Annotated in this window: 17 protein-coding genes; 12 read left to right on the top strand and 5 right to left on the bottom strand. The window is 60.7% G+C overall.

Annotated elements, in window-relative coordinates:
• Positions 1–3 precede the first annotated feature (3 nt).
• The gene (locus HS101_00645; protein ID MBE7504775.1) at positions 4–822 is read left to right on the top strand and encodes a hypothetical protein; all 819 of its coding nucleotides are present in this window, start codon (positions 4–6) and stop codon (positions 820–822) included.
• Positions 823–825: 3 nt separating this feature from the next.
• Positions 826–2,460, top strand: coding sequence for a VanZ family protein (locus HS101_00650; protein ID MBE7504776.1), 1,635 nt, complete (start codon positions 826–828; stop codon positions 2,458–2,460).
• Between the two features lie 39 nt (positions 2,461–2,499).
• On the opposite strand, the gene HS101_00655 is transcribed toward HS101_00650, so the two are convergent.
• Positions 2,500–3,282, bottom strand: coding sequence for a hypothetical protein (locus tag HS101_00655; protein MBE7504777.1), 783 nt, complete (start codon positions 3,280–3,282; stop codon positions 2,500–2,502).
• Positions 3,283–3,380: 98 nt separating this feature from the next.
• Complete coding sequence (locus HS101_00660; protein ID MBE7504778.1) at positions 3,381–6,584, bottom strand: hypothetical protein; 3,204 nt, start codon at positions 6,582–6,584, stop codon at positions 3,381–3,383.
• Positions 6,585–6,846: 262 nt separating this feature from the next.
• Here HS101_00660 and HS101_00665 point away from each other — a divergent pair, with 262 nt between their 5' ends.
• Positions 6,847–8,520 (top strand): NapC/NirT family cytochrome c, encoded by a 1,674-nt coding sequence (locus HS101_00665; GenBank protein ID MBE7504779.1) that lies wholly within the window; start codon positions 6,847–6,849, stop codon positions 8,518–8,520.
• 15 nt (positions 8,521–8,535) lie between these two features.
• Here HS101_00665 and HS101_00670 read toward each other — a convergent pair whose 3' ends face one another.
• Positions 8,536–9,675 (bottom strand): hypothetical protein, encoded by a 1,140-nt coding sequence (locus HS101_00670; GenBank protein MBE7504780.1) that lies wholly within the window; start codon positions 9,673–9,675, stop codon positions 8,536–8,538.
• Entirely contained in the window at positions 9,668–11,536 is a 1,869-nt protein-coding gene (locus HS101_00675; GenBank protein ID MBE7504781.1) for a cytochrome b/b6 domain-containing protein, read from the bottom strand. Before HS101_00675 ends, HS101_00670 begins: the two co-directional genes overlap by 8 nt.
• Positions 11,537–12,092: 556 nt before the next feature.
• On the opposite strand from HS101_00675, the gene HS101_00680 reads away from it, so the two are divergent.
• The 7 genes from HS101_00680 to HS101_00710 all read left to right on the top strand — a co-directional run bounded on the left by HS101_00680 (position 12,093) and on the right by HS101_00710 (position 21,511).
• Positions 12,093–13,520, top strand: coding sequence for a hypothetical protein (locus HS101_00680; GenBank protein ID MBE7504782.1), 1,428 nt, complete (start codon positions 12,093–12,095; stop codon positions 13,518–13,520).
• A 141-nt stretch (positions 13,521–13,661) separates the two neighbouring features.
• Positions 13,662–14,963 carry a hypothetical protein gene (locus HS101_00685; protein ID MBE7504783.1) on the top strand — a complete coding sequence of 434 codons (1,302 nt, stop codon included), beginning with the start codon at positions 13,662–13,664 and terminating at the stop codon, positions 14,961–14,963.
• A 132-nt stretch (positions 14,964–15,095) separates the two neighbouring features.
• Positions 15,096–15,737, top strand: a complete 642-nt coding sequence (upp, locus tag HS101_00690) for a uracil phosphoribosyltransferase (protein MBE7504784.1) — start codon at positions 15,096–15,098, stop codon at positions 15,735–15,737.
• A 122-nt stretch (positions 15,738–15,859) separates the two neighbouring features.
• Positions 15,860–16,336: a site-specific DNA-methyltransferase gene (locus HS101_00695; protein ID MBE7504785.1), complete on the top strand. Its 477-nt coding sequence runs from the start codon at positions 15,860–15,862 to the stop codon at positions 16,334–16,336.
• A gap of 84 nt (positions 16,337–16,420) precedes the next feature.
• On the top strand, positions 16,421–17,707 hold the full coding sequence (locus HS101_00700) for an IS256 family transposase (GenBank protein MBE7504786.1): 1,287 nt from the start codon (positions 16,421–16,423) through the stop codon (positions 17,705–17,707).
• A gap of 37 nt (positions 17,708–17,744) precedes the next feature.
• Positions 17,745–18,962, top strand: coding sequence for a hypothetical protein (locus HS101_00705; protein MBE7504787.1), 1,218 nt, complete (start codon positions 17,745–17,747; stop codon positions 18,960–18,962).
• A gap of 8 nt (positions 18,963–18,970) precedes the next feature.
• A complete protein-coding gene (locus HS101_00710) occupies positions 18,971–21,511 on the top strand; it encodes a DEAD/DEAH box helicase family protein (protein ID MBE7504788.1) in 2,541 nt (846 codons plus the stop codon).
• 766 nt (positions 21,512–22,277) lie between these two features.
• Here HS101_00710 and HS101_00715 read toward each other — a convergent pair.
• Complete coding sequence (locus tag HS101_00715; GenBank protein MBE7504789.1) at positions 22,278–23,111, bottom strand: hypothetical protein; 834 nt, start codon at positions 23,109–23,111, stop codon at positions 22,278–22,280.
• Positions 23,112–23,347: 236 nt separating this feature from the next.
• Between HS101_00715 and HS101_00720 the strand changes: the two genes are divergently transcribed.
• A complete protein-coding gene (locus tag HS101_00720; protein ID MBE7504790.1) occupies positions 23,348–23,830 on the top strand; it encodes a hypothetical protein in 483 nt (160 codons plus the stop codon).
• Between the two features lie 214 nt (positions 23,831–24,044).
• The gene (locus HS101_00725; GenBank protein ID MBE7504791.1) at positions 24,045–25,094 is read left to right on the top strand and encodes a hypothetical protein; all 1,050 of its coding nucleotides are present in this window, start codon (positions 24,045–24,047) and stop codon (positions 25,092–25,094) included.
• Positions 25,095–25,152: the final 58 nt, after the last annotated feature.

Here is a 25,152-nt window from a genome sequence, read left to right on the forward strand (position 1 = left end):
GGAATGTCGCTTCGATCTGCGCGAAAAGCGGTCCGCAATGGCCGGCACGCATCATGGACGTGTCTGGCGATCGGGTTCCTTTTCGCCGGCGGCTGCGCAAGACCCGAGCAGGAATGCAGCGCGCCGCCGCTGGAGACGACGGCCGTCATGCCGGCCGACCTCGGCATTTCAGCGGACTCGGTCCAGTTGCCGGGGGAACATCCTCTGGATGCCACGCGCACGGTCGGGCGATTTCCCACGGGCCTCTCGGTCGCGCGAGTCGTCGCGATCGTTCAGGATTCCGGTGCGGGACGACGGCTTCGCCCGGGCGACATGCCGGTGGAGCGCGCCGCGTACTGGAACCAGGTGATGGACACGCTCCCGCCCATCCGCGAAGTGACGCAACTGCGCGATCTGGGCATCGACCCCCGCGGCGTCGAATACGGCGCGTTCCTCCGCGAATCATCGAACATCAACTGCAATCTGTGTCTGATCTATGGTCAGACCGAGGATGAGTCCGGCGAGACCGGGCTGGTCGGGGCGCTGTGGGATGTCAAAAAACGACAGCCGATCGCGGCCTATCGGGTGCCGATCGTGGTTGATACGGCTTCCATCGAGGATGAAGAGGACCCGGACGACCTGCGGCTGGCCTGGCAAACCGCCGAGGCGCAGGCTGAACTGGACATGCGCAACCTCGTGCGCGATTCCCTGTGGGGGCTCGTCGAATTTGATACCGCCGACACCACGACCCAGCCGAGTCCCTGGCGTGACGACGACCGGATCCTGCCGCGCGACCAGAATCCCTTCCGACGCCTGGAAGAACTTCTGAAGGACAAGAACTAAGCGATGATCCTTCGGGCAGACCCCACAACGGGCGTCGCGACGCCTCTTTCCAGTGAACCGCTCATCAACGCGATTCATCGCCGGCTGTTGGACTTCCTTCTGGCCGGCCTGACGTTCTTTCTCGTGTACGCATGTTTTGTGCCATTCGATTTCACAGCGCCCGTCGACCGGACGCACGACGCCTACTGGTACCTCGGGCTGCGACTGCGACCGATCAACCTGCCCGACATTCTCGCCAACATCTCGATCTACGTGCCGCTGGGCGTGATGGCGGGCGCCGTCCTGCGGCGTCGCGGAATGAGCCGAATCGCCACGATTCTGATTCTCCCCTTCTGTGGCGCGGCCCTGAGCCTGGCGGTGGAATACGGGCAGCACTTCGTGCGTTCGCGCGTGCCCTCCTGGGTGGATGTGTCATCGAACGTAATAGGCATCTCCGTAGGCGCTGCGCTCACCATCATATTTGAGGCGTGGATTCGACGGAGAGTCGCGGGTGCGATCGAAGAAGCGAGACGACACTGGTGGCAGGCCGTCTGCCGCATCGCGGTGTGTGCGGTCCTCGTCGTTTCACTGCGGCCCTACGACGTTGTCGTCGATTGCTACCACACGGCGGCCGAGGCCTATCGTCACGGCTCGGTCGATCCGACCCACCATTGGCAGTCGCTTGCCGGCCCGTCGGGTGAGACCGAGTGGAACCCGGCAGTCTGGACGCGGGCACAATGGGAGTACGCGCTGGACACCACCGTGGATGTCGCAACCTACGCCGTCATCGCCGCCATGGTGGTGCTGGGCCAATATCGCAATCGTCGAAGCGGCGCCGGCCTGCTCCTGTGGTCGGGATTCGTCACCGTCTCGCTCTCCGCCATGGTCACGGTCGTGCGCATCTTTCTGATCTCCTACGGCCTCGACACCGCCCACTTCTTCGCCAGCCTGATTGGGTGGCCCATCGGCGGCGCGGCCGGATTCATGATGGCGCGGCGGCGATTCAGGACGGCGGCGGGTCAGGCCACGAATCGACCGGCATGGGGCGCGGCCGCTGCCTGTGCAATGCTGGTTGTGGCGATGTACGAACTCGTTCCGTTCGACATTGCCCCAAACGGTTCTTCCGGCTTCAGCCGGCCCTGCCTCTTGCCGTTCTTCGCGCACTTTAACAGCCGCCCCAACGTCGCTCTTCTCGACATCAGCGGTGATCTGCTGCGGTACGCATTCTTCGGCGCAGGCATCGCCGTAATGCTGTGGGCGCGATTCGGCATCGGCGGATTGTCCGCACAAGACCCGCGGATATCGACATCCGGCAACAGGACATCGACCCCCACGCTGCGCTGGTGTAGTCAACTCGTCATCGCGATGTTCGGATCGGCCGGCGCGGCCGCGGCGTTTGAGACCCTGCACATGTGGATGCCCAGCAGGCAGTCGGACATCACCACCGTCTTCCTGGCGCTGTTCGGCTCATTCGCCGGCGCGGTAGCGGTGCGGTGGGTGATCGATGTTCGACGAGGCCTGGCCGTCGCCTTCGCCGATGACCTGCTTACGCATCAATTGATCGTGGGCGAGACCTACGAGCCGATTCCCACGCCTGCAGGCAAAAAGCAGGGAACCACCACGGCATCCAGCGTGGACAACGCTTCCGACGATTCGTAGCGAACTGCGGGGCTCGCGCCTGATAAAGAATATCAGCGCCTACTTGATCGACGAAATCAGCTTGCGGAAGACCGGCTCGTTCTCGCCGATCGTCTTCTTCGGGCCGACCGCCTTGAAGAACCATGACCCGCTGGGGGTCTCCACGATCGCCGCCAACAATCGGGCCTCGCCGTCAATCGGCTTACCCCCCGACTGAGCCATCATCGGATCGGAATACTTCCCGGCGACATCCAGCACCGTCACTTTCATGCCGGAGATCTCCGACTTCTCCACCTTCGCGGCATCATCGCCCACCGGGCTTCCATCCGCATTGGTAAAGAAGCTTCGCCATCGAGCGATGTTCATGTCCGTCGGACCGCCCTGTCCGGCCCCGAAGTGAAACACGATCATCTGGCCGTCCTGATCGTCGCCTGCGGCGCGGGGAATCAGATACTGGGCCACTCGCATGCTGCTGGTGACCTGCTCGGGCTTCCATTCGATGGGTTGATCCCAGTGAAGCGGCGCTGCCTCGGCGGCATCATCACCGACCGGCGGGTGCGACGGCGGCATGCCTTGCGCTGTCTGAGGCGCAGCGGTCTTGGCCGCGCCTTCAATCGGCGGGTGGCCGGGAGGCAGCGCGCTGCTCGTGCCCGCGGGCTTGTCCTTGCTCAGGAAGGCCCCCAGATCATCGCCGCCCTTGTCGCCGGTCGCGGCATCGGTTGCCTCTGTCGCAGGCTTTTCAGCGCTTTTGGCGGGCGGCGTTTCATTCTTCTCGCAGGCCCCCACCATCAACACGGTCGCCAAAGCACCTACAACCAGACCGCCAAACGTCTTAAGACTCATGGATCATGCTCCTTTGCTGACAATTGTGAGCGGACATCCTACTCGGAATCAATCCGCAAGACGATGCACGCGGGATTCGCCCCCTGATGCCCAATCATTCATGGCGCGACCCGCACGTTGATATCGCCGGATCGATCGACCGGGCCTCGCGGGCTGGAGAGCGGTCCACCACGTCGCAGGGGGTCGTGAAAATACAGAAAACGCCGCAGACCGTCCGCACCGTGACACGTGGTACAGAGATTCGGTGCGTTAAACGGCCGCAGAAGTAGCCGGGCGGCGCGGCGCTGCTGACGCGAACCCGCGGCCAGTCGGTCCGCTTCGTTACCGCTCATCGTTTGTCCGTGCGGCAGGTGGCAGGTCGCGCAGGCGATGCGACCGTCGGAACTAGCTCGCCCATTTTCGTCGTAGAGCGGCAGGCTCTCGCCGACCGGGAGCGACGCGATGGCCCTCATGACAATTCTCGGGTGACCGGCAATGACCGGCGGCTTCGCGGGACCATCGGCGCGATGGCACGCGGCGCAGTAACGATTCGCGGGATTCTTCGGCATCACCGGCGCCGTCAAATCGCGCGGCCAGAGCAAGCGATCGGAGAGCGTTGACTTGTTGGCGTGCATCGAATGGCACGGCCTGCATGATGCCGCATCGAAGCCGGCGCTCGTAAGGCCGGCCGTTCCGTGGGCGGTGAGCTGGATGTGCGATGTCTTGACATGGCACTGCTTGCACATGTCGACAGTCGTCTGGCCGTCGGCGATTCGCAGCAGGTGCGGATCGTGCTTGATCGACGCGTGCGGATTATGGCACGTCCGGCAACCGACGCCCCTGGTTCCCGCTTCATCCAGAATCGCGAGCGGCAGGTTCCCGTGATCCCTTCGCGGGTCCATTTTTTGCGAATGCGCGACCGCGGTGTCGCCTGTAGAACCCCAGGTCTCGGATGCATGGCACACGCGACAGCCGGCATCGGCTCCGACGCCTCCATCCGCGAATCTAAGAAGCCGCGTCTCTTCATCCCCGTGCGGCCGGTGGCACACCAGACAGCGGTCCTGTTTCGCCACGGATTCCTCGGGCCACGCCGTGGACGTCGTACGGTAATCGTGCGGACCGCCGACCAGGGCGTCGCTGTTCGCGTGACAATTCGAGCAGACGTCCGCCGCATGTCCGCGAAGGTAAGGCTTGAAGACCGGATCGTGCGGATTGTGGCAATCGACACAGTGCGTGCCCGGATGGTTCACCGGGCCCAGGATCTTGGCGCCGGCGCAGCGTCCTTCCTGATGGCAGGTGATGCACTTGCCGCCGCCGGGGTCCAGGGTGCTCGGCTCCGGCGCTCTCGCATATCGATGGAACATGTGACAGGCGCTGCACGGACCGCCGGAAGCAGGCGTCATGCCCAGGCGATTCTTCTCCTGCGGGAAATTCGTGCGCAGGTCGTGCGAGGAACCCAGCACGTTGGTCTTCTCTGAGTGGCAGCGAATGCAGAAGCGGCCGTCGGTCAGATCGTCGGCCAGCATGAAGCGCTCGCCCTTGCCGTGATGCAGCTTGTGGCAGGACAGACAGATGAGCCGCCCTTCGTCGCCGACTTTCGTCCCCAACTGGTGGATTGCCGTCAGTTGTTCGGAATTGACGGCGGGACTCAGCGGATGCTCGACGTGCGGCCCGTCGCGGAACATGCCCGGACGCATGCGATCGTGGCAGGTGAGGCAAAGCTGATTCGAGGTCGTCCCCATGACGAGCAGATGATCGACGGATGAGCCGTGCGGCGTATGGCAGACCTGACAGGTCAGCTCCCGAGGATTCGGCCCAACGCGAGCGCCGGCATCGACGAGTTTTTGCGGGATGACCCACGGCATACCGCCGACGGGATGGGTTCCGAATTCCGGCCCGCGTGTCATGTCCTGATGGCAACTGATGCAAAGCTCACTGGCCTGATTGGGAACGCGGAGGAAAACGGCCGTGCGAAAGTCGGCATCGAAGCGGCCGCCGGTATGGGCGGAATGACACGTCCGGCAGGCGATCTTTCCGCCGACCAGCGGCAGGTGGTTCGGCACTTTCATGTCTCTCGGCGGTTCGATGCCCGTCCGATGGCCGTGAGAGTCCCACACGCGATGACGCGAATCGACGACGGAGCCGTCGTGACAGGAGAGACAGGTCTCGCTTCGTCCGGCGGCAGGCTCTTCATCGCTCGTGGCCGGCGCGGCGGCAAGCGCGGTTGGCATGCCGCGCGAAAACGGTTCGATCCACTCGATGTGACAAACCGTGCAGGACCGCGCCTGGCCTCCGACAACGCTCGTGCGCCTGGCGGATGGCCTGGGGCGACTCTGGGCATCACCCCGATTGATCACAACGCGCGTCACTCGATTCGCCAGCAACTCAGTGACATAGAGCCGACCCTGCGCATCGAACGTGATCCCCATGGGAAATGCAAAGGTGAGCGGCCTTCCGTCGTTGCCGCGCAGCGCGTCGATCGGCGCGCCGTATTGGGTGAAGACCTGCACGACATTCAGCGTGCCGTCCGACACCCAGACGTTTCCATCCGCATCGGTCACAACGCCCTTGGGACGATACATCTGTCCCATGTCGATGCCATAGGCGCCGATGCTCTCCAGCGTCGCGCCGGCCGCCGAAAACGCGGCGATCCGGCCGTTCATGACGTCGGTGATCAAGACATCGCCCCCGGGATTCAGCGCGAGCATGAAGGGGTGGTACAACTGGCCGAGCGATTCGCCGCGTCGACCGACTCGAACCTGCCCGTCGTTTCCGAGGCTCCACCGGATGAGCCGATGATTGTCGTTGTCAGCCAGCCAAACGGTGTTGCCGTCCGCGGTGACGGCGATGTCGGTGACGTCCGCGGGATATTCATTCGCATCTGCGACGGGCGCCAGGACGCGGCCGGCAGAGCCATCGGGCTTCATCTGGATCGCCCGGTGATTTCCGCTGTCGGCAATCCAGAGTCCGCCGGTCGGGTGATAGTCCAGACCCAGGGGGTGCAGCAGAGACGAGCCGCCGATCTCGCGAATGTCCTCGATCCATTTGCCGTCAGCGCCGAAGCGCACGATCCGATTGTTGGCGCCATCGGCGACAAAGACGCTTCCGTCGGGCGCGATCGCCACATCAGTGGGCATCTGCAGGCCGGGAATTTCGGGGTGGATGAAATGAGACGGCGACGATCCGACGAATGGATCGTCCGCCTGTGCCGTCGACCCGGTCGCGGACCAGAATAGCAGCGAAGCGATCATGAGCCGACGAAGCAAACCCAGCCTGTCGTCGTGATCCATCAAAGCGGGGTACTCGCAATCGCTACTTGTCATGAAAGAAAGGTCGGGAATTCAGCCAGGACGCAGTCCGAATCGAATTATAGGTTGCGAACTGGCGCTGTCGAATGCACGATACGCTGCGGTAACTCTGGTTCGGCACGAGTCTTGCTGGGAACCGGCCATGTCAAATACCAAGCAGCAAAGTCCTAAGGGGAACTCAGAATCCAGTGACCCGGCAAATGCCGCGCCATCGTCGAAGAAGCTACCTCGACGATGGTTGCGAACGCTGGGGATTTTATCCCTAGCCGCGCTTGTCATGGGAGCAGTGACGATCGGAAGCGCGGAATACTACACGTCCCGGCCCAGTTTCTGCGGAACCTGTCACATCATGGACCCTTACTATCAGTCATGGTCGAATGATCTCCACGGGGCCAAGCTGGATGTCTGGTGTGTCGAGTGTCACTACGCGCCGGGCGAGCAGCACACAATCAATGCAAAGTTCAGGGGACTCTCGCAACTCGCGAGTTACTTCAGCGGGAGATACGGCGCGGGGCGACCACGGGCCCACGTCGATAACGCGAGCTGTATGCGATCGAGCTGCCACGGCGATGCGGCGCACATGGACAAGGTCTTTCTCATCGGCGAAATACGATCTGAGAAGCGAATCGTCTCCGGCCATGAAACAGAGATTCAACGATCGCCGACCGTGCGATTTGTTCATGGAAAGCACTTGCAGACTGATGCCAAAATGGCGGAGCTCAAGGCATCGCTCGCGGAATGTGAAAAGCGGCTGCGCAACCGGATGATCCCGGAGGCCGTGGCTGAAGTCTCGGCGGCTGCGCGGTCGGTCAAGCCCGCGGCCATACGATTGGCGACCATAAAGCAGGTTCTTCAGAAGCTAGGCGTGCCCGAGGCGACCGGAGACGCGATCCAGCTCATGGAGCTGGAACACAATATGCTCCGCCAAATGCAGTTGGCCGGACTGAGCTGTTCAGCCTGTCACACCTACGATGCGACCTCAAAACACCACTTTTCGGTGGACCAGCAGTCTTGCTTTGTCTGTCACTTCACCAACCAGGAGTTCAACCGCAATACCGGCGAATGCCTCAAGTGCCATGAGCCGCCGACCCGTAAGATCGCCATCCACGGCGCCACGCCCGCCGCCCTCGCCCGTCTGAGCAACACTCCGGCGCCCGCCGCGCCCGTGCTCATGGATCACCTGGATATCGTCAATCGCGGCATCGACTGCGAGAGCTGTCATGCGGATGTCATCAGCGGCGATGCGGTCGTCACCCGGCGCGACTGTGTTCATTGTCACGATCAGGAGCGATACCTGGAGGAGTTCGATCGACGCACGACCGCCGAGGTGGAAAAATACCACCGCGTTCATGTCGCCGGCCAACGAGCCAAGTGCTTTGACTGCCATCGCGCCATCGAGCACAAGCTCGTGGATGCGCTCCACGTGGGCACCAGCGAGGATTACCTCCAACCGGTCATCAATGATTGCCAGCACTGCCACGCCGGGCACCATTCCGAACAGGCCCAAATGCTCATGGGCATCGGGGGAAGCGGCGTCGCCCACGCCATGCCGAATGCAATGATCGGTTCCAGATTGAATTGCCGTGCGTGCCACTCACAGGAAGGCAGCGACTTCAAGGGCGCCGTTCTGGTCAAGGCGACCGAAACCACGTGCATCGCGTGCCACGGCGATGATTACAAGCGATTGTTCGAGCAGTGGCTCAGCGAACTGGACAACTCGGTCAAGGAAGTGGAAGCCTCGATCCATCGCGTCGATGCGCGAATCAAGGACGTCCGTGCGGCCGGCCAGACGGTTTCTCAGCGTATCGAGGACAAGGTGATACAGGCACGCACGAATCTGAACTTCGTCAAGGCAGGCAACGGCATTCACAACAAGAACTATGCGATGCAGCTCATGGACATCTCGATCCGCGATCTTGACGCGGCGATGGCGGAGTTGAGCCCGCAGTAAGCGTGAATACGTACGTCACTCTGAGCGACGGCTGGTCGGCGCCGGGGGCGGCAGCGGCTCGGGCCCGACAACTTCCGGCAGATGGAACGAGCGGCCGGCCGCGATGTGCTCGATCATGCGAAAGATGATGGGATTCACGAGCAAGTCGATCCTCGCCTCGGGATAACCGATTTGCGCGAAATCGATCAAGGATCCTTCACCACGATGGCAGTCCGTGCAGTTCAGCGCCTTCTCCCGGCGAAGCGGATGGACCGCCTTGAGCAACTTCTCCAGTTCGGCTCCGTCGGCTTGGTCCTTCGCGGCGAGATAAGCCACGATCGCGGCATCCGTGTTCGGGTGCCCCAGCAAGGGTTCCTCGGACGACTCGGTTCGAATCGCCAGTTTTACGCCGTACTCCCCCCGAAAGTGTTTGGGTAAGGTGTCCGCCGCCTCGTCAAGCAGCCTTTGAAAGGAATCGCTCGACGGATGTACGGCGGCAAAGTGATCGGCGAGACTGGCCAGCACCGGCAAGTCGTTTGCCGCCCGAGCCGCTCGCCGAAGCAGCGCGACCAAGCGTCTTTGATCCGCCTTCGTTGGATTGGCCCGTTGCCTCAGCGCCTTCTCCGACGTCAGCAGGTCAAAGGCCTGCAAGATCGCGGGCGAGGGCGCTGCAAGACCGGTTTCGAGATCATACCAGGTGAGAGGTCGAGGCGTCTGGGCAACATCAAAATGGCAAACGCCGCAGTGCATGCTCGTCGCGTGCATGTTCAGAAATGCCCGGACCTCTTTGCGTTTGGAATGGGGCATCGGGTTGTGGCAACCGCTCCTTGTGCAGTCGTTGAATCGGTCCGGCTGTATCCAACTGTCGAGGCGGTGATAGTGTGCCAGCGGCGAGCGCGGAAATTCCGCCGAGTCGATCGCGGCGAACTGCGTTCTCGATGCCGCCTGAACCGAGCGATCCAATCGCGTGGGCAGCCCCGTAATCTGGGCGGGCGGCCCCTCATCCGAGGCAAGTGACGAAATGAGATAACTGACGGCCATCCAGGTGAGCCAACTAATCAGAACGACCATCGCCACCGCATAGGCCCGCGGAATCGCCTCCCAAAGGAACCGCACCACGAGGCGAACAGCCCACCATGCCTGCCGAACCAGCGATTCGAGCTTTCGACTACTCATAGGTCGACTCGCGTTCTTCGGTAATGCCCATCTCCCGTGCGACCTGCTCGATCATCTCACCGTGCTCTTCCGCCAGCTTGGGCAGCGGCGTATTGCCGTCGATGGTCGCGGTGGATAACGGAAAGACCTTCGGCGAAAAGATGACGTTGTAAATGTGCAGGATTCCCACGTGAATAACCGCTAGAAACGCCTCGTAGGTGTGGGCGATCGTCGCCAGATTAAACGCCCGACCGGACAGAAAATGCGAACTGATCTGCTCGCCCCATAGAAGAATGCCCGTGATTCCCAACAGGGCCGTGCCCCAGAAGACCCCGAGGTATTCAAACTTCTCCGCCGGGCTGAATCGCCCGAAGGACGGCCTCTCCTTCCGTAGAAAGAGGAGATAAGCAAAAAGCTGAAACGTCTTCTTCACATCGGTCGGCGATATCCACATCGGCATTTCGAGCCAGGCCCTCTTCCAGCCCCCCTCGGCGGTTGCCTGTAACTCGCGGACACGTCGGCGGACCCCTATGAAAGCGCTTGCCATGTGCGCGAAGAAACCAACCACCAGCGCAATGCCGCACCAGTGATGCACCAGCCGGGCGTACTCAAGACCGCCGAAGATCGCGACCAACGGAGGCGCCCATGCCCGGTCAGCAAACTTCATCGGAAAGCCCGTGATCACCAGCGTCACAAATAGAAGGCTCAGCACCCAATGCTGGACGCGCTGACTGACGGTGAATCTCTTCAGGCGCGCAATGCCCGAGGGGGTGCTTATGATGCGCTTCGCCAGTCGATGGGTGCGCTCTTCACCATGGGCCTTGCGCCCGACGATCACCTGAAACAAATCGAGCAAAACCAGCACGGCCGACGGACCAAACGTCGTGATCGTCAGGAAAATAAACGTCGCCGCCAGGAAATACTCGATCGTCCCGTGCGCCGTGGGCAGGTTCAGGTGAACCGCCGTATCGGCAATCTGCTTATCGGCGCCCGGGTGGCACGTCGTGCTTCGGCACGAATCGGCGACATTGGCGGGATGAACGGAGGAAGCCGGGTCCTTCGGCGGCAGCATCAAATGGGCGTTCGAGCCGCTGCGGACATGGCAAGAGAGGCAATCGGCGGTCGAGAAATCACCGAGCAGGGCCGCCTTTCCGTGAAAACTTCGCAGGAAGCTCGCCACGGAATCCTTCATCTCCGTGTCGCGAAGCACCTGCGTGTCGCTGTGACAGACTGCGCACGCCTGGGCCATTTCCAGCGGCGTCCGTGCAGGCTGAAACCGCGAGGCAATGTGTCGAACGTAGTATTCGATATCCACGTCCACCTTGTCCGAATGGCAGACGTCGCATCGATCGAAAACCCGGCCGCTGATCTCATTGAAGTTCGGAATCGTCAATAGCGGGTCACGGAAGAGCGGCTCATCATGACAATAGAGGCACAACGATTGATTCTCGCCCAGCAGCGCTCCGCCGCTGAACGACAGCTTCGAGATCGCCTCGGCGCTGTGCGCGCTCTGCGCCAGCATCGGGAGAATGTTGTCATGGCTGAATCGCCGTTCAAGGCCGCCGGGATCGTTGAGGTGGCACGCTCTCGTGCAATTCACCGGGCTCACCGGCTCATGCGGAATGCTCGCAACCTCGGATCGCTCGTGACAGGCCGTGCAGGCCAACCGCGCATGCGGCCCCCGACGTGCCGCGGAATATCCCGGGTCCACAAAGAAAACGTGAACGCGATCCAGCGTCTCGTCGAATCGGCTCAGGCCGCGATAGCCGTGGCAAAGCAAACAGTTGTCCGGATCGTCAGCGTAAAGCGGGTTCGAGCCGAACACCGAGGCCAGAAACCCGATCGCCAGAATCATGCGCGCGATGCAGACGCCGACTGTCATGTGCAGTCGGCGCGTCAAAGAAAATTTGTTCGAATCCCGCACGGAGAGTCCTTGATTGCTCTGACGAAGACTTCTCATCAGGTCCCCGATACGCCTCAGCGCCGCCGCTTCAGTGCCTGAAGGCTTACATTCTCCGTACCACTTCTGTCAATCGGTGGGAATCCGCTCAATGCATTCACACCCGGCACGCCATGGCGATTTATGCCCCTATTTGGATAAATGCCGGCTTGGAGAGTTTTTCCACAAGCAAGACGGACATTTTCGGCACAGGCGATCAATGCGGTCACGAGAAATACCGAGGAACGCGAAAACCCACCCCAACAGTTGTAATCGGCGTTTTTTTCGCCTGTGGCATGATGCTTGCCGGATTTGGTACATGGCGACAAAGCCCATTTTGGCCGGTCGGCCGAATGAGAGGTCCAAAGTCGAGCAAATTGACGCGCTGCCTATTGCCAAGCGCGGCATACTTTTGGCAGACTCCCACTGGCTGTCAGGAAGACGTTGACCGGCAGGTGCCTTCAGACGAATCGAACAGACGCGAAAAGGAGTGAGAATCATGACTCAGAACCCGGCGCGGCGGAATAGATCGACGTTGATGGGACTTGGCGGCATTCTTGCCCTCTCCTGTTGCATGGGAGTCACCGGCACCATGTGTCCCTTCGGCGGCGGCTCCGTCGACAATCCACCCGGAAGCGGCAACAGCGGCTTGACCGGAAAATACGTGGGTGCAGAGCGATGCAGTCAGTGCCACGCCCGCATTCACCAGGACTGGAACGAAACGCTTCACGCCAACGCGCTGGTGACGCTCGAAGCAATCGGCCAGGGTAGCAATCCAGACTGCGTCGGCTGCCACACCGTCGGCTTCGGCGAAGAAGGCGGCTTCATCAGCAGAGCCCTCACCAATGCCCTCGCCGGTGTGCAGTGCGAAAGCTGCCACGGTCCAGGCGGAGAGCATGCCACGAATGTATCCGATGAGTCGCTTCGCCCGCCGAAGGATATTTCCGCCACCGTCTGCGGAAAGTGCCACACGGGTTCGCACCACCCGAACTTCGAACAGTGGCAGTCTTCCAAGCACGCGCTCGTTGAAGAAGATGTCGCAATGAGCTTCACCGCAGGCACCAGTCTCAACAATTGCGGTACCTGCCACTCCGGCGATTTTCGCTATATGTCCATCTTCGAAGGCGTCCCGCTTCAGGATGACTATCTGGCAGGCAAGACCCGCGAAGAGATGAACGGCATCACCTGCGTCATCTGCCACATGCCGCACAAGCGGACCGGCAACGCACCGTTTGCCGATGCCGGCCGCGACTATCAACTCAGGTTCCCCGAGGTTCGCTACCCCGTCGCCTCGAACACCATCGAAGACGCGACCAATCCCGAACGCTTCAACATCTGCGGCCAGTGCCACCGAAGCCGCGGTCGCGACTGGACCTCCACTTCACGCGGTCCGCACCACAGCGTGCAGGCGAATGTCTACGCGGGCGAGATGCCCATCCCGGCAGATGCGCCCCCGCTGACCCTCAGCGTCGGCTCGCCCCACTCACTGGTCCGCGAGCAGTGCGCTACCTGCCACATGTATCGCCAGGACTTCATGAGTGAAGTCGCTCCGGCCATCAGCGGACACAACTTTACCGTCAGCTTCGAGGGATGCGTCGATTCCGGCTGCCACCCGTCGGCCGCCAATGCCGAGTCGCTCAAGACCGTCCTGGAGAACTTCGTCACCGCAAAGCTCAACGGCATCAAGACGCGACTTGACACCTGGGCTACCTCAGCAGGCGGCGGAAACTTCCCGCAGGCGGATGACTGGGATTACAGTTGCTGCGGAGGTACCTCCAGCCAGTCCATGGTCCCGGACGCTATCAAAAAGGTTCGGTTCCTCTACTACTACACCCTTAACGACGGAAGCTACGGCCTCCACAACCCGACCTACGTGAAGAACATGATTGCCGAAGCGGAGGCCCTGCTCACCGGCATCGGCTTCTGATCCTCCGTCAGACCGGCCGCGAGCCCGTCCGCCCTTAGGACCAGGCTCCAACAATCTGACGGCGTCGGGCACTCGTCGCTCGACGCCGTCTCTCTATAATGCGGCCACCAGTCCAGTCGCAGCCTCGCCGGGAGCAAGATCGTGCGCTACCTGAAAACCGCTTTGATCGCGACGATCGGCTTGGCCGGCGCCATCTACTCACTGGGCGCCAATTGCATCCCCCCCATCGGCATCCCCCCCGGCACGCTGTCCATCTACAACAATACGACCGACCCAACCAATAAGAACGCCAACTTCGCCGGCAGCGCCGCCTGCAGCACCTGCCACTCCGACTACGCCGCCCTTCACGCCATCACCGGCCACGCCCACGCCCTGACGCGCGTTCAGGGTGCGGCGCCTTTGTTTCCCTTAGCGGGAGCCTTCGCCGGCGTTCCCAATCCTCCGGACGGATTTGCCTGGACCGACGTCTCCTATCTCCTCGGCGGCTACACCAAGAGCGCGCTCTTCTTCGGCACCGACGGAAACTACCTGACCACCGGCCTGACCGGCACAAACACCCAATGGGGCCTCGCCCTGCCGCACCTCGGCCACGCCGCTCAGTTCTTCGCGTACCTGCCCGATGCCGTCGCCCCCGTCCCGTTCGATTTTGACACGCTCCGCGCCTACGTCACCGGCGCCGTCGCTCAGGATCCGGCCAACCCAATGTTCCAGGAAAGCCGCCCCGGCTTTCTGGGCACGTGGAATGAAGCCGGCGTTCAATGCGAAGCCTGCCACGGGCCCGGCTCGAATCACATCCCGAGCTTTTTCCGTCGCGATCTCTTCGTCGATATCTCCAATCAGCAAACCTGCAAGACCTGCCACAGCCGCCCCGCCGGCACCGACAGCCTCGACATCCTCGCGTCCGGCGGCTTTATTCGCCCGCAATCCCAGTGGCAGGAACTCGCCGCCAGCGGAGGTCACGCCTCGTTCGCCTGCACCTTCTGCCACGACCCCCACCGCTCAATCGCCTACGACCGCGCCGCCGCCATCCGCAATGAGTGCGTCGCCTGTCATACTGACATGAACATGGCACTGCACGAGGGAAAGGTCTTCACCCGCCCCTCCGACGGCTACACCGAAACTCTCACCTGTATGAGCTGTCACATGCCCTTCGCCGTCACCACCGGGCCCTTCGCCGCCCCCACGGCCGTCGGCCCCCTCGCCCGCGTCGGCGACACGCGCTCGCACATCTTTCGCATCACGACGGACTCGGTCGACTTCTCGGGCTTCCTCACGCCCGACGGCTCAAAGGTGAAGCTCGACGCAAGTGGCAGGGCTGCCCTGTCGGTGGATTACGTCTGCCTCCGCTGCCACAACTCCCTCGCCCTGCCGACGCTATCCTTCAGCGTCGATCGCGCCAGCGAGATCGCCATCGGCGTTCATCGCGAATTCGACACGCCGTAAAGATCGCGGCCGCCGCAGCGCTGCTCTGCCGAAACTCCTCTGCGTCGCCCGATCGTCCCGGCTTTTGTTTTGCTCAAGCGGCTGTATGATGCCGACTGAGAATTAATCTCGCCGTGTTCGGGAGCCACAGAATTGACCCAATCGCGTTGGCCGAATGTGACGCTGATCCGACACCCCGTCGTGCAGGAGCAGCTCACCATTGCCCGGGACAAGAACACCAGCGTTGAACACTTTCGGCGGCTGGTCGGTCAGATTGCCCGGCTCATGGCCTTTGAGATCACCCGCGACTACCCCAGTATGCCGCGCACCGTGCAGACGCCGCTGGCCCCCTGCGAAGGGAGCAAGCTCGCCCGCGGCCTCACCCTCGTCCCCATCCTCCGCGCCGGCCTCGGCATGGTGGACGGCATTTTGGAACTCATCCCCACGGCGCGCGTCGGCCACGTCGGCATCTATCGCGACGAAGCGACGCTCAAACCAGTCACCTATTACAAGAAGCTGCCGCCCGACATCGCCGGGACCGACGTCATCGTCATCGACCCCATGCTCGCCACCGCCGGCTCGCTCAGTGCGTGCATTGACGTGTTGAAGGCGACCGGAGCGGTGAGCATCAAGGTGCTGTGCCTGGTCTCTTCGCCCGAAGGGATCGACGCCCTGCAAAAGCGCCACCCGGAGATTCCGATCTTCACCGCCGCCGTGGACGAAAAGCTCAACGAGCGCGGCTACATCGTCCCCGGCCTCGGCGACGCCGGCGACCGCATCTTCGGCACCGCCTGATCGCGTCGACCAACGCAACAAATCACAGTGTTGATCAAAAAAGGGACTTGGCATACGCTAGAGGCCTTGCTAACATAACCCTAACTTCACCTGATTTGTATTGGAAGAAAGCAGGACTGACGATGCCGACGCTGAACTTCAAGGGAAAAAGCGTCATCGAGACCTATCACCACACGGTGCCACACCACCGGCTGGAGTTCGACGCGAAGCTCTCGCTGCTGCCCAAGGGCGAAAAGCCGAGCCTGGAGGGCAACCTGATCATCGAGGGGGATAACCTCTTGGCGCTTAAGGCGCTGTTGCCAACCCACGCCGGGCGGGTGAAGTGCATCTACATCGACCCCCCGTACAACACGGGCAATGAGGGGTGGGTCTATAACGACAATCTGACACAACCGCAGTTCAGAGAGTGGATCGGACAGACTGTCGGGAAAGACGGAGAAGATGCCTGCCGCCACGATAAGTGGTGTTGCATGATGTATCCGCGGCTGATGTTGCTCAAGGAATTACTTCGGGATGATGGATCGATTTGGATCAGCATTGATGATAATGAAGTACACGCATTACGCATGTTGGCTGGAGCTATAACCGAATTTCGTTGATGGTGGCGGGATAAAAAAAGGCGGCGTACTCTCGGGACTTGTTCGAGGTTCCGAGCCGCCCACGATGGGCAGAGGAGTACGCCGATGCAGGAGAGTAACGAGTCGATCGAGACGATTCCAGTCCCCAGCCGAGACGTTTTGACGGAGATTCTGCGGGACGGGGCCCAACGGCTCCTGGGCCAGGCGATCGAGGCGGAGGTCGATGGCTGGATCGAAGGGCACGCCGATCTGCGCGATCCGCAAGGCCGCCGGCAGGTGGTCAAGAACGGCCATCATCCCACCCGGACCCTCGTCACCGGCGTCGGGCCGGTGGAGGTGACGCAGCCGCGGGTGTGGGACCGTCGGATCGTCGGCCGCGGCGAGGCCGGCGAAGCGTTGGATGCAAATGGCCAGGCCGTGGAGCGGTTCTGTTCGTCGATTTTGCCGCCGTACCTGCGGAAGACGAAGGCCATCGAGGAGTTGATCCCCTGGCTGTACCTCAAGGGCATCAGCACCGGAGACTTCAGCGAGGCCCTGCAGGCGCTGGTCGGTCCCCAGGCGGCGGGGCTCAGCGCCACGACGATCACGCGTTTGATGACGAGTTGGCAGGACGAGTACCAGTCATGGAATCGCCGCTCCCTGGAAGGCAAGCACTACGTGTACCTCTGGGCGGATGGGATTCACTTCAACATCCGCCTGGAGGAAGACCGGCAGTGCATTCTGGTGCTGATGGGCGCGAGGGCGGACGGCCGCAAGGAGCTGATCGCGGTGGTCGACGGCCATCGCGAGAGCGAGCAGTCGTGGTATTCGCTGCTGCTGGACTGCCAACAACGGGGCATGACGATCGACCCGAAGCTGGCCACGGCGGACGGAGCGCTGGGCTTCTGGGCGGCGCTGCCGAAGGTCTATTCGACGACCCGGGCGCAGCGCTGCTGGGTGCACAAGACGGCCAACGTGTTGGACAAGATGCCCAAGCGGGTGCAGACCGGCGCGAAGGCCAAGCTGCACGAGATCTGGATGGCGCCGACGCGGGAGAATGCGAACCAGGCGTTCGATCACTTCGTGGCCCACTACGCGGCCAAATACCCCGGCGCGGCCGAGTGCCTGGTGAAGGATCGCGAGGTGCTGCTGACGTTCTACGACTTCCCGGCCGAGCACTGGCGGCACCTGCGGACGACGAATCCGATCGAAAGTACGTTCGCCACGGTGCGGCTGCGTCACCGCCGGACCAAAGGCAACGGCAGTCGGATCGCGTGTCTGGCAATGGTGTTCAAGCTGTGCGAGTCCGCCGCGAACCACTGGCGGCTGCTCAATGGCGCGACGCTGCTTCCCGATGTCATCGCCGGTGTGAAGTTCGTCAATGGAGAAAAGGCCGAGAGAAACGCCGCCTGATTACCGCGTCATCAACGAAATTTGACCATTACTCCTGTTGGCTGACGAAGTCTTCGGTGCGCAGAACTTTGTCGCAAGCGTTGTATGGCAAAAGCGAACGTCTCCAGACATGCGTCTGATCGTGAGCGATGCCCATGAGTATGTTGTCGTGTACGCGAAAGACATTGGCAATTTGGCGTTAAATAGAATCCCGAAAACACCAGAGCAGATTGCACAATACAAGAATCCAGACAACGATCCTCGTGGACCATGGATTTCTTCTGATTATACAGCTCAAGGATTTCGGCCGAACCAAATGTATAAGATTAAGACGCCGGGCGGCACGGTTTACGAACCGCCTGCGGGTGTCTGCTGGAAAAACGTAGAATTAGTGTTTCGTAATCTCGTGCGCGAAGGGCGAATCTGGTTTGGCAAGGACGGAAACGCCATGCCACGTCGAAAGACTTATCTGAATGAATCTGAGGGAAACGCGCCTTGGACTTGGTGGGATAATGAGGAAGTTGGGCACACTCAAGAAGCAAAGAAAGAAATTGCCGAACTATTCGGCGACGGCGATGCTTTTCAAACCCCGAAGCCTGTGCGACTACTAGAACGTATCATTCAACTCGCAACTGACGACGAAGACTTAGTCCTTGACTCGTTCGCGGGCTCTGGCACGACTGGACACGCAGCCCTCTCGCTAAATGCGCAGGATGGCAAGTCGCGCCGCTTTGTGCTTGTTCAGCAACCGTTTGACAATAAAGAGGATGAAGCGAGCAAAAGGAATATCTCGCGATCTGTTACCGCTGAACGCATCCGATTGATATGTGCCGGGAAGAAGTCGAAGAAGAAGAAGAATGGGGGCACGAAGGCGGTAATCGGGAGTTTTAGCTATGCCTTCGTTGGTGCGCCTTTGTTTAGCGAGTACCGTGACCTCGGCAAGAAACTCCCGCCGTTCGAGGACCTTGCCAAGTACATCTTCTACACCGAGACAAGCCGCGAGATCGACCTGAAGGCGGTGGACGAGAAAACGGGCTTCGTCGGCTCAACGTCCGTCGCGGGCGGGACCAGCTATTACCTGCTCTATACGCCGAACAACCGCGAGGACCGCGAAGTGAGCCTGGCGTGGCTGGACGAGAACCTCAAGCGCGATAAGAACAAGACATGGGTGATCTACACGGAACGCATCTGGCTTCACCAGGAAGACCTGCGTCAATTTGAGCGCGAGCACGGCCGTCGGGTTCGAACAATGGTGGTGCCGTTTAACCTGAAGTAGCGCCACGGATGGAACTAAAGACCTACCAGCATCGAGTCATCGAAGAGGTGGAGCGCTACCTTGTCCGACTCGCCGCCGAGCGGGCCAGGGGAAATGCCCGCCACGCTGCGATGGACGCCTGGCGCGATTTAGGACTGGGAAAGTACGTCGACCGGCAAAACGGATTGGGCGAGGACCTGCCGACCTTTTGCATCAAGGTACCCACAGGCGGCGGCAAGACACTTCTGGCAACGCAGATTCTCGGCGCAATCCATCGCACAATTCATCGAGACCGCAACGGCGCGGGGCTGGTTCTATGGGTCGTGCCGTCCAGTCAGATTTACCGGGACACGCTTCGACGCCTTCGCGACCGAAATGATATGTACCGGATGATGCTGGAGCATGCCGTATCCCGGCGAATTGAGCTGTGGGAGAAGCATGAGATTGCAAGGCTGTCCCCTGCGAAACTCCGCGACTGCCTGAACATTCTCATTGTCCAGCTTGCCAGCACGAATCGGGAAACCAAGGAGCAACTGAAATTCTTCCGCGACTCGGGGGGCAACATCGTTCACCATTTTCCCGCGGAGGAAAATCCCGAGGCGCATCGGGCACTGAAGCAGGAAGTCCCCAATCTTGACATGATCGCGGATGACGCGGAGCGCGGGGAATGCCTAATCGCTACGTCTGTTGGAAATCTCGTTCGGTTGTGCAAGCCCATCGTGGTGCTTGACGAGGGTCACAAGGCCACGAGCCAATTGGCACGCGATACGATTGAGGGATTTAACGCTTCGGTCATCGTCGAGCTTTCCGCCACGCCACCCGGTGACGCCAACATCATCAGCCGCGTCTCGGGCGAGGAACTTCTCAGGGAAGAGATGATCAAGCTTCCGATGAATATCGCCTCGTCGGGCGTGAGCAACTGGAAGGATTTGTTAACGCGCGCCCGGGACAAACGGGGCGCTCTGGCTGAAAGCGCTGTCAAAAATGCAAAAAAAAGACCCGACCGCAGATTGATCCGACCTGTCGTGCTTGTTCAGGTCGAGCGTACGGGAGACGACCAACGAAATCAGAATCTCATCCACAGTGAAGACGTTCGCGAATACCTGATCGAGCGGTTAGACGTTGCGAAAGAGGCGGTGGCTGTTAAGACATCCGCCAAGGACGAACTCGTGGAGCACACCGACCTGCTGAGCGAAGGGTGCCCGATTGAATGGATCATCACTAAGAGTGCGCTCCAGGAGGGGTGGGACTGTCCGTTTGCATACATTCTCGTTTCGCTAAGCAAGACTGGGAGCGGGCAGGGCATGACGCAACTTGTGGGGCGAATCCTCCGCCAGCCGTTTCAGGAGCGGACATCATATGATGAGCTAAACGAGAGCTACGTTTATTGCCTGCATCAAACGTCGACCGACATCGCCCGGCAGGTAAAGGGCGCACTGGAAAAGGAGGGGTACGAGGGCGACCTGGAGGGCATGGTCCGCGAGGATGGCGGCAAGAAACCGGCGGACCAAAAGCGAAAGATCAAGATTCGGCGAGACTTCCTTGATTTCTATGGACGTGACTTTGACGGAAAAATCTATCTCCCCCACTTCTGCGTGAAGGAGAACGGGGGCTACGCTCGTTTAGATTACTTTCGCCATCTGGTCACTGAGGTCGACGACGATAAATTCGAGTATGGCTCCATCAACTGGCCGCTTTCAGACAAGATGAAAGAAGCGAAGGACCGATTCTATAAGATTACGCTCGGCTCGGACATTCAGAGACGGTATGAGACGGAGGCGGACCTTCTGGAATCTGACGAGCAGGTATGCGCTTGGCTGGTTGCGAGTCTGCGATTCGATTACCTGAGTTTTAAGCAGCTTAATCGAATCGTCGCACGAGTTTACGATTGCCTATGCAAGCCGGAATTGCAGCTTGCGGGTCGATTCGGACTCGTGAAGTTTGTGGTTCGGGATCATATCGAACGGTGGATTCAGGATCAGGTAGATAAGCAGACAGAGAAGGCGTTCGCGCGATTGTTCAATTCCGGAAAGCTGGTCTTCTATCTTGAGTGCGCAAAGTGCAGGTTTGCAATTCCACCGGAAATCGAGGTCCGCGCGACAAAGCGTTTGGTGCATGATAACGGTGACCAAATCGCCAAATCCTTGTTTGATTACGTGGAGCACGAGGCCCAAAACGAATACGAACGACAAGTTGCGCTTTGCCTTGACCGCGATGCCAATGTGCTTTGGTGGTACCGCAATCTCGTCGGCGCGGACCAATTCGCGATACAGGGATATCGCCGCAATCGCATTCATCCCGACTTTGTTTTGCAGAGCGGCAAGGACGGGAAGCCGATGCATCGAGTGATTGTCATTGAAAGCAAGGGAAAGCACCTCGCGGGGAATCTCGATACGACCTACAAGCGCAGTGTGGCGGAGTATTTCGAGAAAGTCGGCAAGAAAGTCACTTGGCAGCAACTTGGCGAGGGCTTTGCCGATCACGTGTTTCGATTCCAAATTCTGGATGAGGGTCAATCCGGAGGACGGGATTGGAAAGATGAACTTCAAGACATTCTGGAATCAAGCTGAGCTTACGGCCCTTCGATTCTGCGTTACTTCAAGTCTTTCCGCCGCAGGCGGCGGCCCGCTTTTTCTAACTCCGCGCGCACGCGGAGCAAGTATCCACAAATAGAGCCCAATCCAGGTGCACTTTGCGAAGGCAAACGAGATGAACAATTCAAACCTCAACAAAACCCGCAACCCCGCACCCGCGCTGTGTCACCTCCCCGGCACATTTTTCAAAGACTTACAAACGAACTTCCCCGAAACTTTCCGTGCTCATTCGGGCATACACCGGTCCTGTTTCACCTTGCCGTTTTTCACCAAAAACCGCCAAAAACTCGAACCGCCCCAACCCGCGCCCGCCACAAGTGTTGGCACAATTCCGCAAGGCCTTGTGTCACCTTATGTCACCTTCAGATTTGCAGCACTTACGCGCGAGCAACGAAGCGGCTTGCCGTTTGGCGATGGACGACCAGCAGCGCTGCCCCGTGTCGTTGCCCTTGCATGCCCCCGCGCCTCCTCGGCCTCACCGCGCCTCAAGCCCCAGGCCCCAGGCCCCTTTCACCAAAAACCATCCAAATCACGAACCGCCCCAACCCATGCCCGCCACAACACTTGCCAGCGAAAAAAATCGCGTGTGTCACTATATGTCACCTTCGATTTTGCAGCTCTTGCGCGCACCCGGAGCCCGGCCGAGCGCAAGAGCCAGGAGGATCTACGAATGCCCGCGCGCACCGCCCCCGCCCAAAGTCTTCATTTTTTTACTTTTTGGCGGTTTGACGTTTCCCCGTCGTCACCAATTGGTCTGGTCCTGCAGCTCCACGCCCGGCTCGAGGTGGAACTCGAATTGTTTCGGATCGACCGGAACATCAATCTGGATGTCGCTGATTTTTGTGACCTGCATGACATTGTCGAAGCGGTCGTAGTTGACCGTCTTGACCATGAGGGGAATGTCCTTGCGGAAGAAAGTGAGGGTCTTGAGTTGAAGCACTTCCTCGGTACTGATTTTGGCGGCGCGAATCACCCAGCAGTCCTTGCCGTCCACTTTCTCGTCCGGAAGGACCGTCAGGTCGTAATCCCGACGAAGAAAAAAGAAGAACTCCGGCGACGGGACCGAGGACTGCAACTTGTCGATCCGGGCCTTGTAGGCCTTCTTTTGACCTTTGTTCGTTCCGTACTGATACATGTACTCGCCGTCGCTCATCAGCGTCTGCGTCTCGGTGGTCTCCTCGTCCGCGCCGGCCCCGATCAGCTTCGTTTCAACGGTCATATCGATTCGGTAAAGCACTTTGTCGCCGTCGAATTGATAGGACATCGGTCCGTAGGTGTGGCTCTTAACCCAGGCCTCATTCTGCGAAGAGTCAAACTTGACATCGATCGTCGCCGTGAACGACTTGATTCGGCCGCGGAGGGCAAGGATTTTCTCTTCCAGCGAGTCGATCGTCTCCGCCTCGCCCGGTTGCGTCGAAGTCGCGGCCGCCTGCTCCGACGGTTGAGCCGGCGCATCGGCGGCGGCCTGACTCCCTTGGGTCGCTTCGGGCTGATGTGGCGCCGTCGAATCCGACTGAGCGCAGGCGGACAGAAACATCACTTGAGTCATCGCGGCAACAAGGAGCAGGTGCTTCATTGTTTACTCTCCAATTCCATTGGCCCTGATTCTCGCCCACTCGAGCGGGTAAGTCCACAGGAAAGGCATGCAGTTGGAGACAGCGGCGCATTATCGGGCACCGTGACGCGACCGGTTTGCATTGAATTGCGACGGTGCCATGGCGTAAAATGATCGCATGGCCGGTAGCGGCCAATTGAGCGAGGGGCCACGGACGGCGCGGCGCGGTCGCAACGATCGCGTCAGAGGGGGTCGCCGTGAAGCGCAAGGTGTTCGTCATTCTAATCGGCCTCACCACCGGCTGCGGTCCCGGCGGCGGTGGCGGTGGATCGGGCCTGCCCGCCGTGTTGCCGCTGCCGATCTTTCTGCCGGTGCCGGTCGGTCTGCTGAACGACACGCAGAGCCTGCTCGAAGGCCAGTGGGTCATCGCGGACTCCGCATCGGCGCGATCCTGCATCGTCATTCAGGAATCCCGCGTCTCCATCATCGACGTGAATTGCAGCAGCGACGGATCGGGCTTCGCCTCGCGCATCATCTCCGCGCCGCAGATCACGCGAGCCGGCGATGTGATCGTCCTGACGGTGACCTACAACCTGCGGTCAGACACATCCCGAAGGCTGCGACTCATCTTCACCGGCGTACTGCAGGATGACGGCACTTTCGTCGGAACCCGCCGCGACGAAGACCTCGTCGAGGAAACCGTCTTGCCCGAACGATTCGCCATAATGACACGTCCGTAATCCCCATCGTCCCAGAACGAATCTCCACATATGAAGACCAGCGCCCCTCCGTGCGCGGCCCGATTGCCGCCCCCGGGAATTGGGACGAAATAACGATATCAAGCCATGCAATAAAGGCGGCCGATTCATCGTTAATGCCCACATGGTCGCCCAAGCCACGGGAGGCACTGGGCCCCTGCCCGCCAGAGACTCATTCCATTCGAGGAGCCAGACAATGAACCGCATGTCAATGACGATGCTCGGCCTCGCGATCACCTCGATCTTGACGGTACTCGGTTGCAATGGCCAGTTCCCGCTCGGCCTCTTGGGCGGCACCGCCGCCAACCGTGACGTCCTGCCCGACGCCATCACCCTCGACATCAGCGAACTCGGCGATGAGGACACCAACGCAGCGAAGATGAAGGATGAGGAGGCGGCGCGCTGCACCGGCAACCCGGCCATCGATCGCACGCTGCGAGCCGGCATTGTCGTCACGCATGCCTTCCATCGCCTCGCGGACCGCGCCCTGGCGCTTGGCGCGAGGATTCGCAACGACATCGACGACCCGACGCAGACGCAGGTGGAAGGCACGTTCCCCGTTCTCGGCGGCACGACCGCGTACAAGGCGGACTTCGCGGCGTTTGACATCGACGGCGACGGCACGGCGGACGGCTCCGGAATGGCAAACGTCGAGCCGGTTGCGATTCGCATCTGGACGGACAGCGGCGCGGGCTATCAGCCCTTCATGTGCGCCCTGGTCACGACGCGGCCGACGACGTCCAACCTTGGCGCGGGAGAGTTCTTCACGATGCCTTCGGCGGCAATCCCCGACGCACCGGCCGATTTTTTCGTTCACGTGGTTTACGATCGCACCGACTCGGCGCACAAGTGGAACGAGGCCTTCACGACCGGCCACATGCGGCCTAACGTGAACACGTCGACGGCTCATCATCGCGTGGACGTCCGCACCAACGCCAGCGATCAGGTCGAGCGGACGATTCGGTCCACGTCCACCTTTTCGGAGCACCCACTGGGCTTCGCCGACTACTCATTCGCCGCACACTTCCGGCGCGGGGGCACGGCGGTGCTGCTGTCGGGCCTGTCCACCGGTGGCACGACGCAGGTTAACTTCAGCAATGCCTGTGTGGACATTTCCAGTTGCACGATCGACGCGGGCGGAACCGCGTGCTCCGATTTCGACACGCAGGACATGAGCTTCATCGATGCGGCCGCCGCGAGCCAACTGATGTTCCCGGCCGACTTTCCGAGTACGCCGACGTTCTGAACTTCGCCGTATCTGACAGAGTGACAAGCGCCCGGGTCGATTGACCCGCGCCTGGAGG

The organism is Planctomycetia bacterium, assembly GCA_015075745.1.
Classification (GTDB): Bacteria; Planctomycetota; Phycisphaerae; order UBA1845; family UTPLA1; genus UTPLA1.

Coding starts and splice junctions, on each gene's coding strand:
- HS101_00715 (MBE7504789.1), bottom strand. CDS start 23,111: ATGAAGCACCTGCTCCTTGTTGCCGCGATGACTCAAGTGATGTTTCTG.
- HS101_00670 (MBE7504780.1), bottom strand. CDS start 9,675: ATGAGTAGTCGAAAGCTCGAATCGCTGGTTCGGCAGGCATGGTGGGCT.
- HS101_00710 (MBE7504788.1), top strand. CDS start 18,971: ATGGAACTAAAGACCTACCAGCATCGAGTCATCGAAGAGGTGGAGCGC.
- HS101_00650 (MBE7504776.1), top strand. CDS start 826: ATGATCCTTCGGGCAGACCCCACAACGGGCGTCGCGACGCCTCTTTCC.
- HS101_00680 (MBE7504782.1), top strand. CDS start 12,093: ATGACTCAGAACCCGGCGCGGCGGAATAGATCGACGTTGATGGGACTT.
- HS101_00725 (MBE7504791.1), top strand. CDS start 24,045: ATGAACCGCATGTCAATGACGATGCTCGGCCTCGCGATCACCTCGATC.
- HS101_00645 (MBE7504775.1), top strand. CDS start 4: ATGTCGCTTCGATCTGCGCGAAAAGCGGTCCGCAATGGCCGGCACGCA.
- HS101_00660 (MBE7504778.1), bottom strand. CDS start 6,584: ATGACAAGTAGCGATTGCGAGTACCCCGCTTTGATGGATCACGACGAC.
- HS101_00665 (MBE7504779.1), top strand. CDS start 6,847: ATGGGAGCAGTGACGATCGGAAGCGCGGAATACTACACGTCCCGGCCC.
- HS101_00695 (MBE7504785.1), top strand. CDS start 15,860: ATGCCGACGCTGAACTTCAAGGGAAAAAGCGTCATCGAGACCTATCAC.
- HS101_00700 (MBE7504786.1), top strand. CDS start 16,421: ATGCAGGAGAGTAACGAGTCGATCGAGACGATTCCAGTCCCCAGCCGA.
- HS101_00675 (MBE7504781.1), bottom strand. CDS start 11,536: ATGACAGTCGGCGTCTGCATCGCGCGCATGATTCTGGCGATCGGGTTT.
- HS101_00655 (MBE7504777.1), bottom strand. CDS start 3,282: ATGAGTCTTAAGACGTTTGGCGGTCTGGTTGTAGGTGCTTTGGCGACC.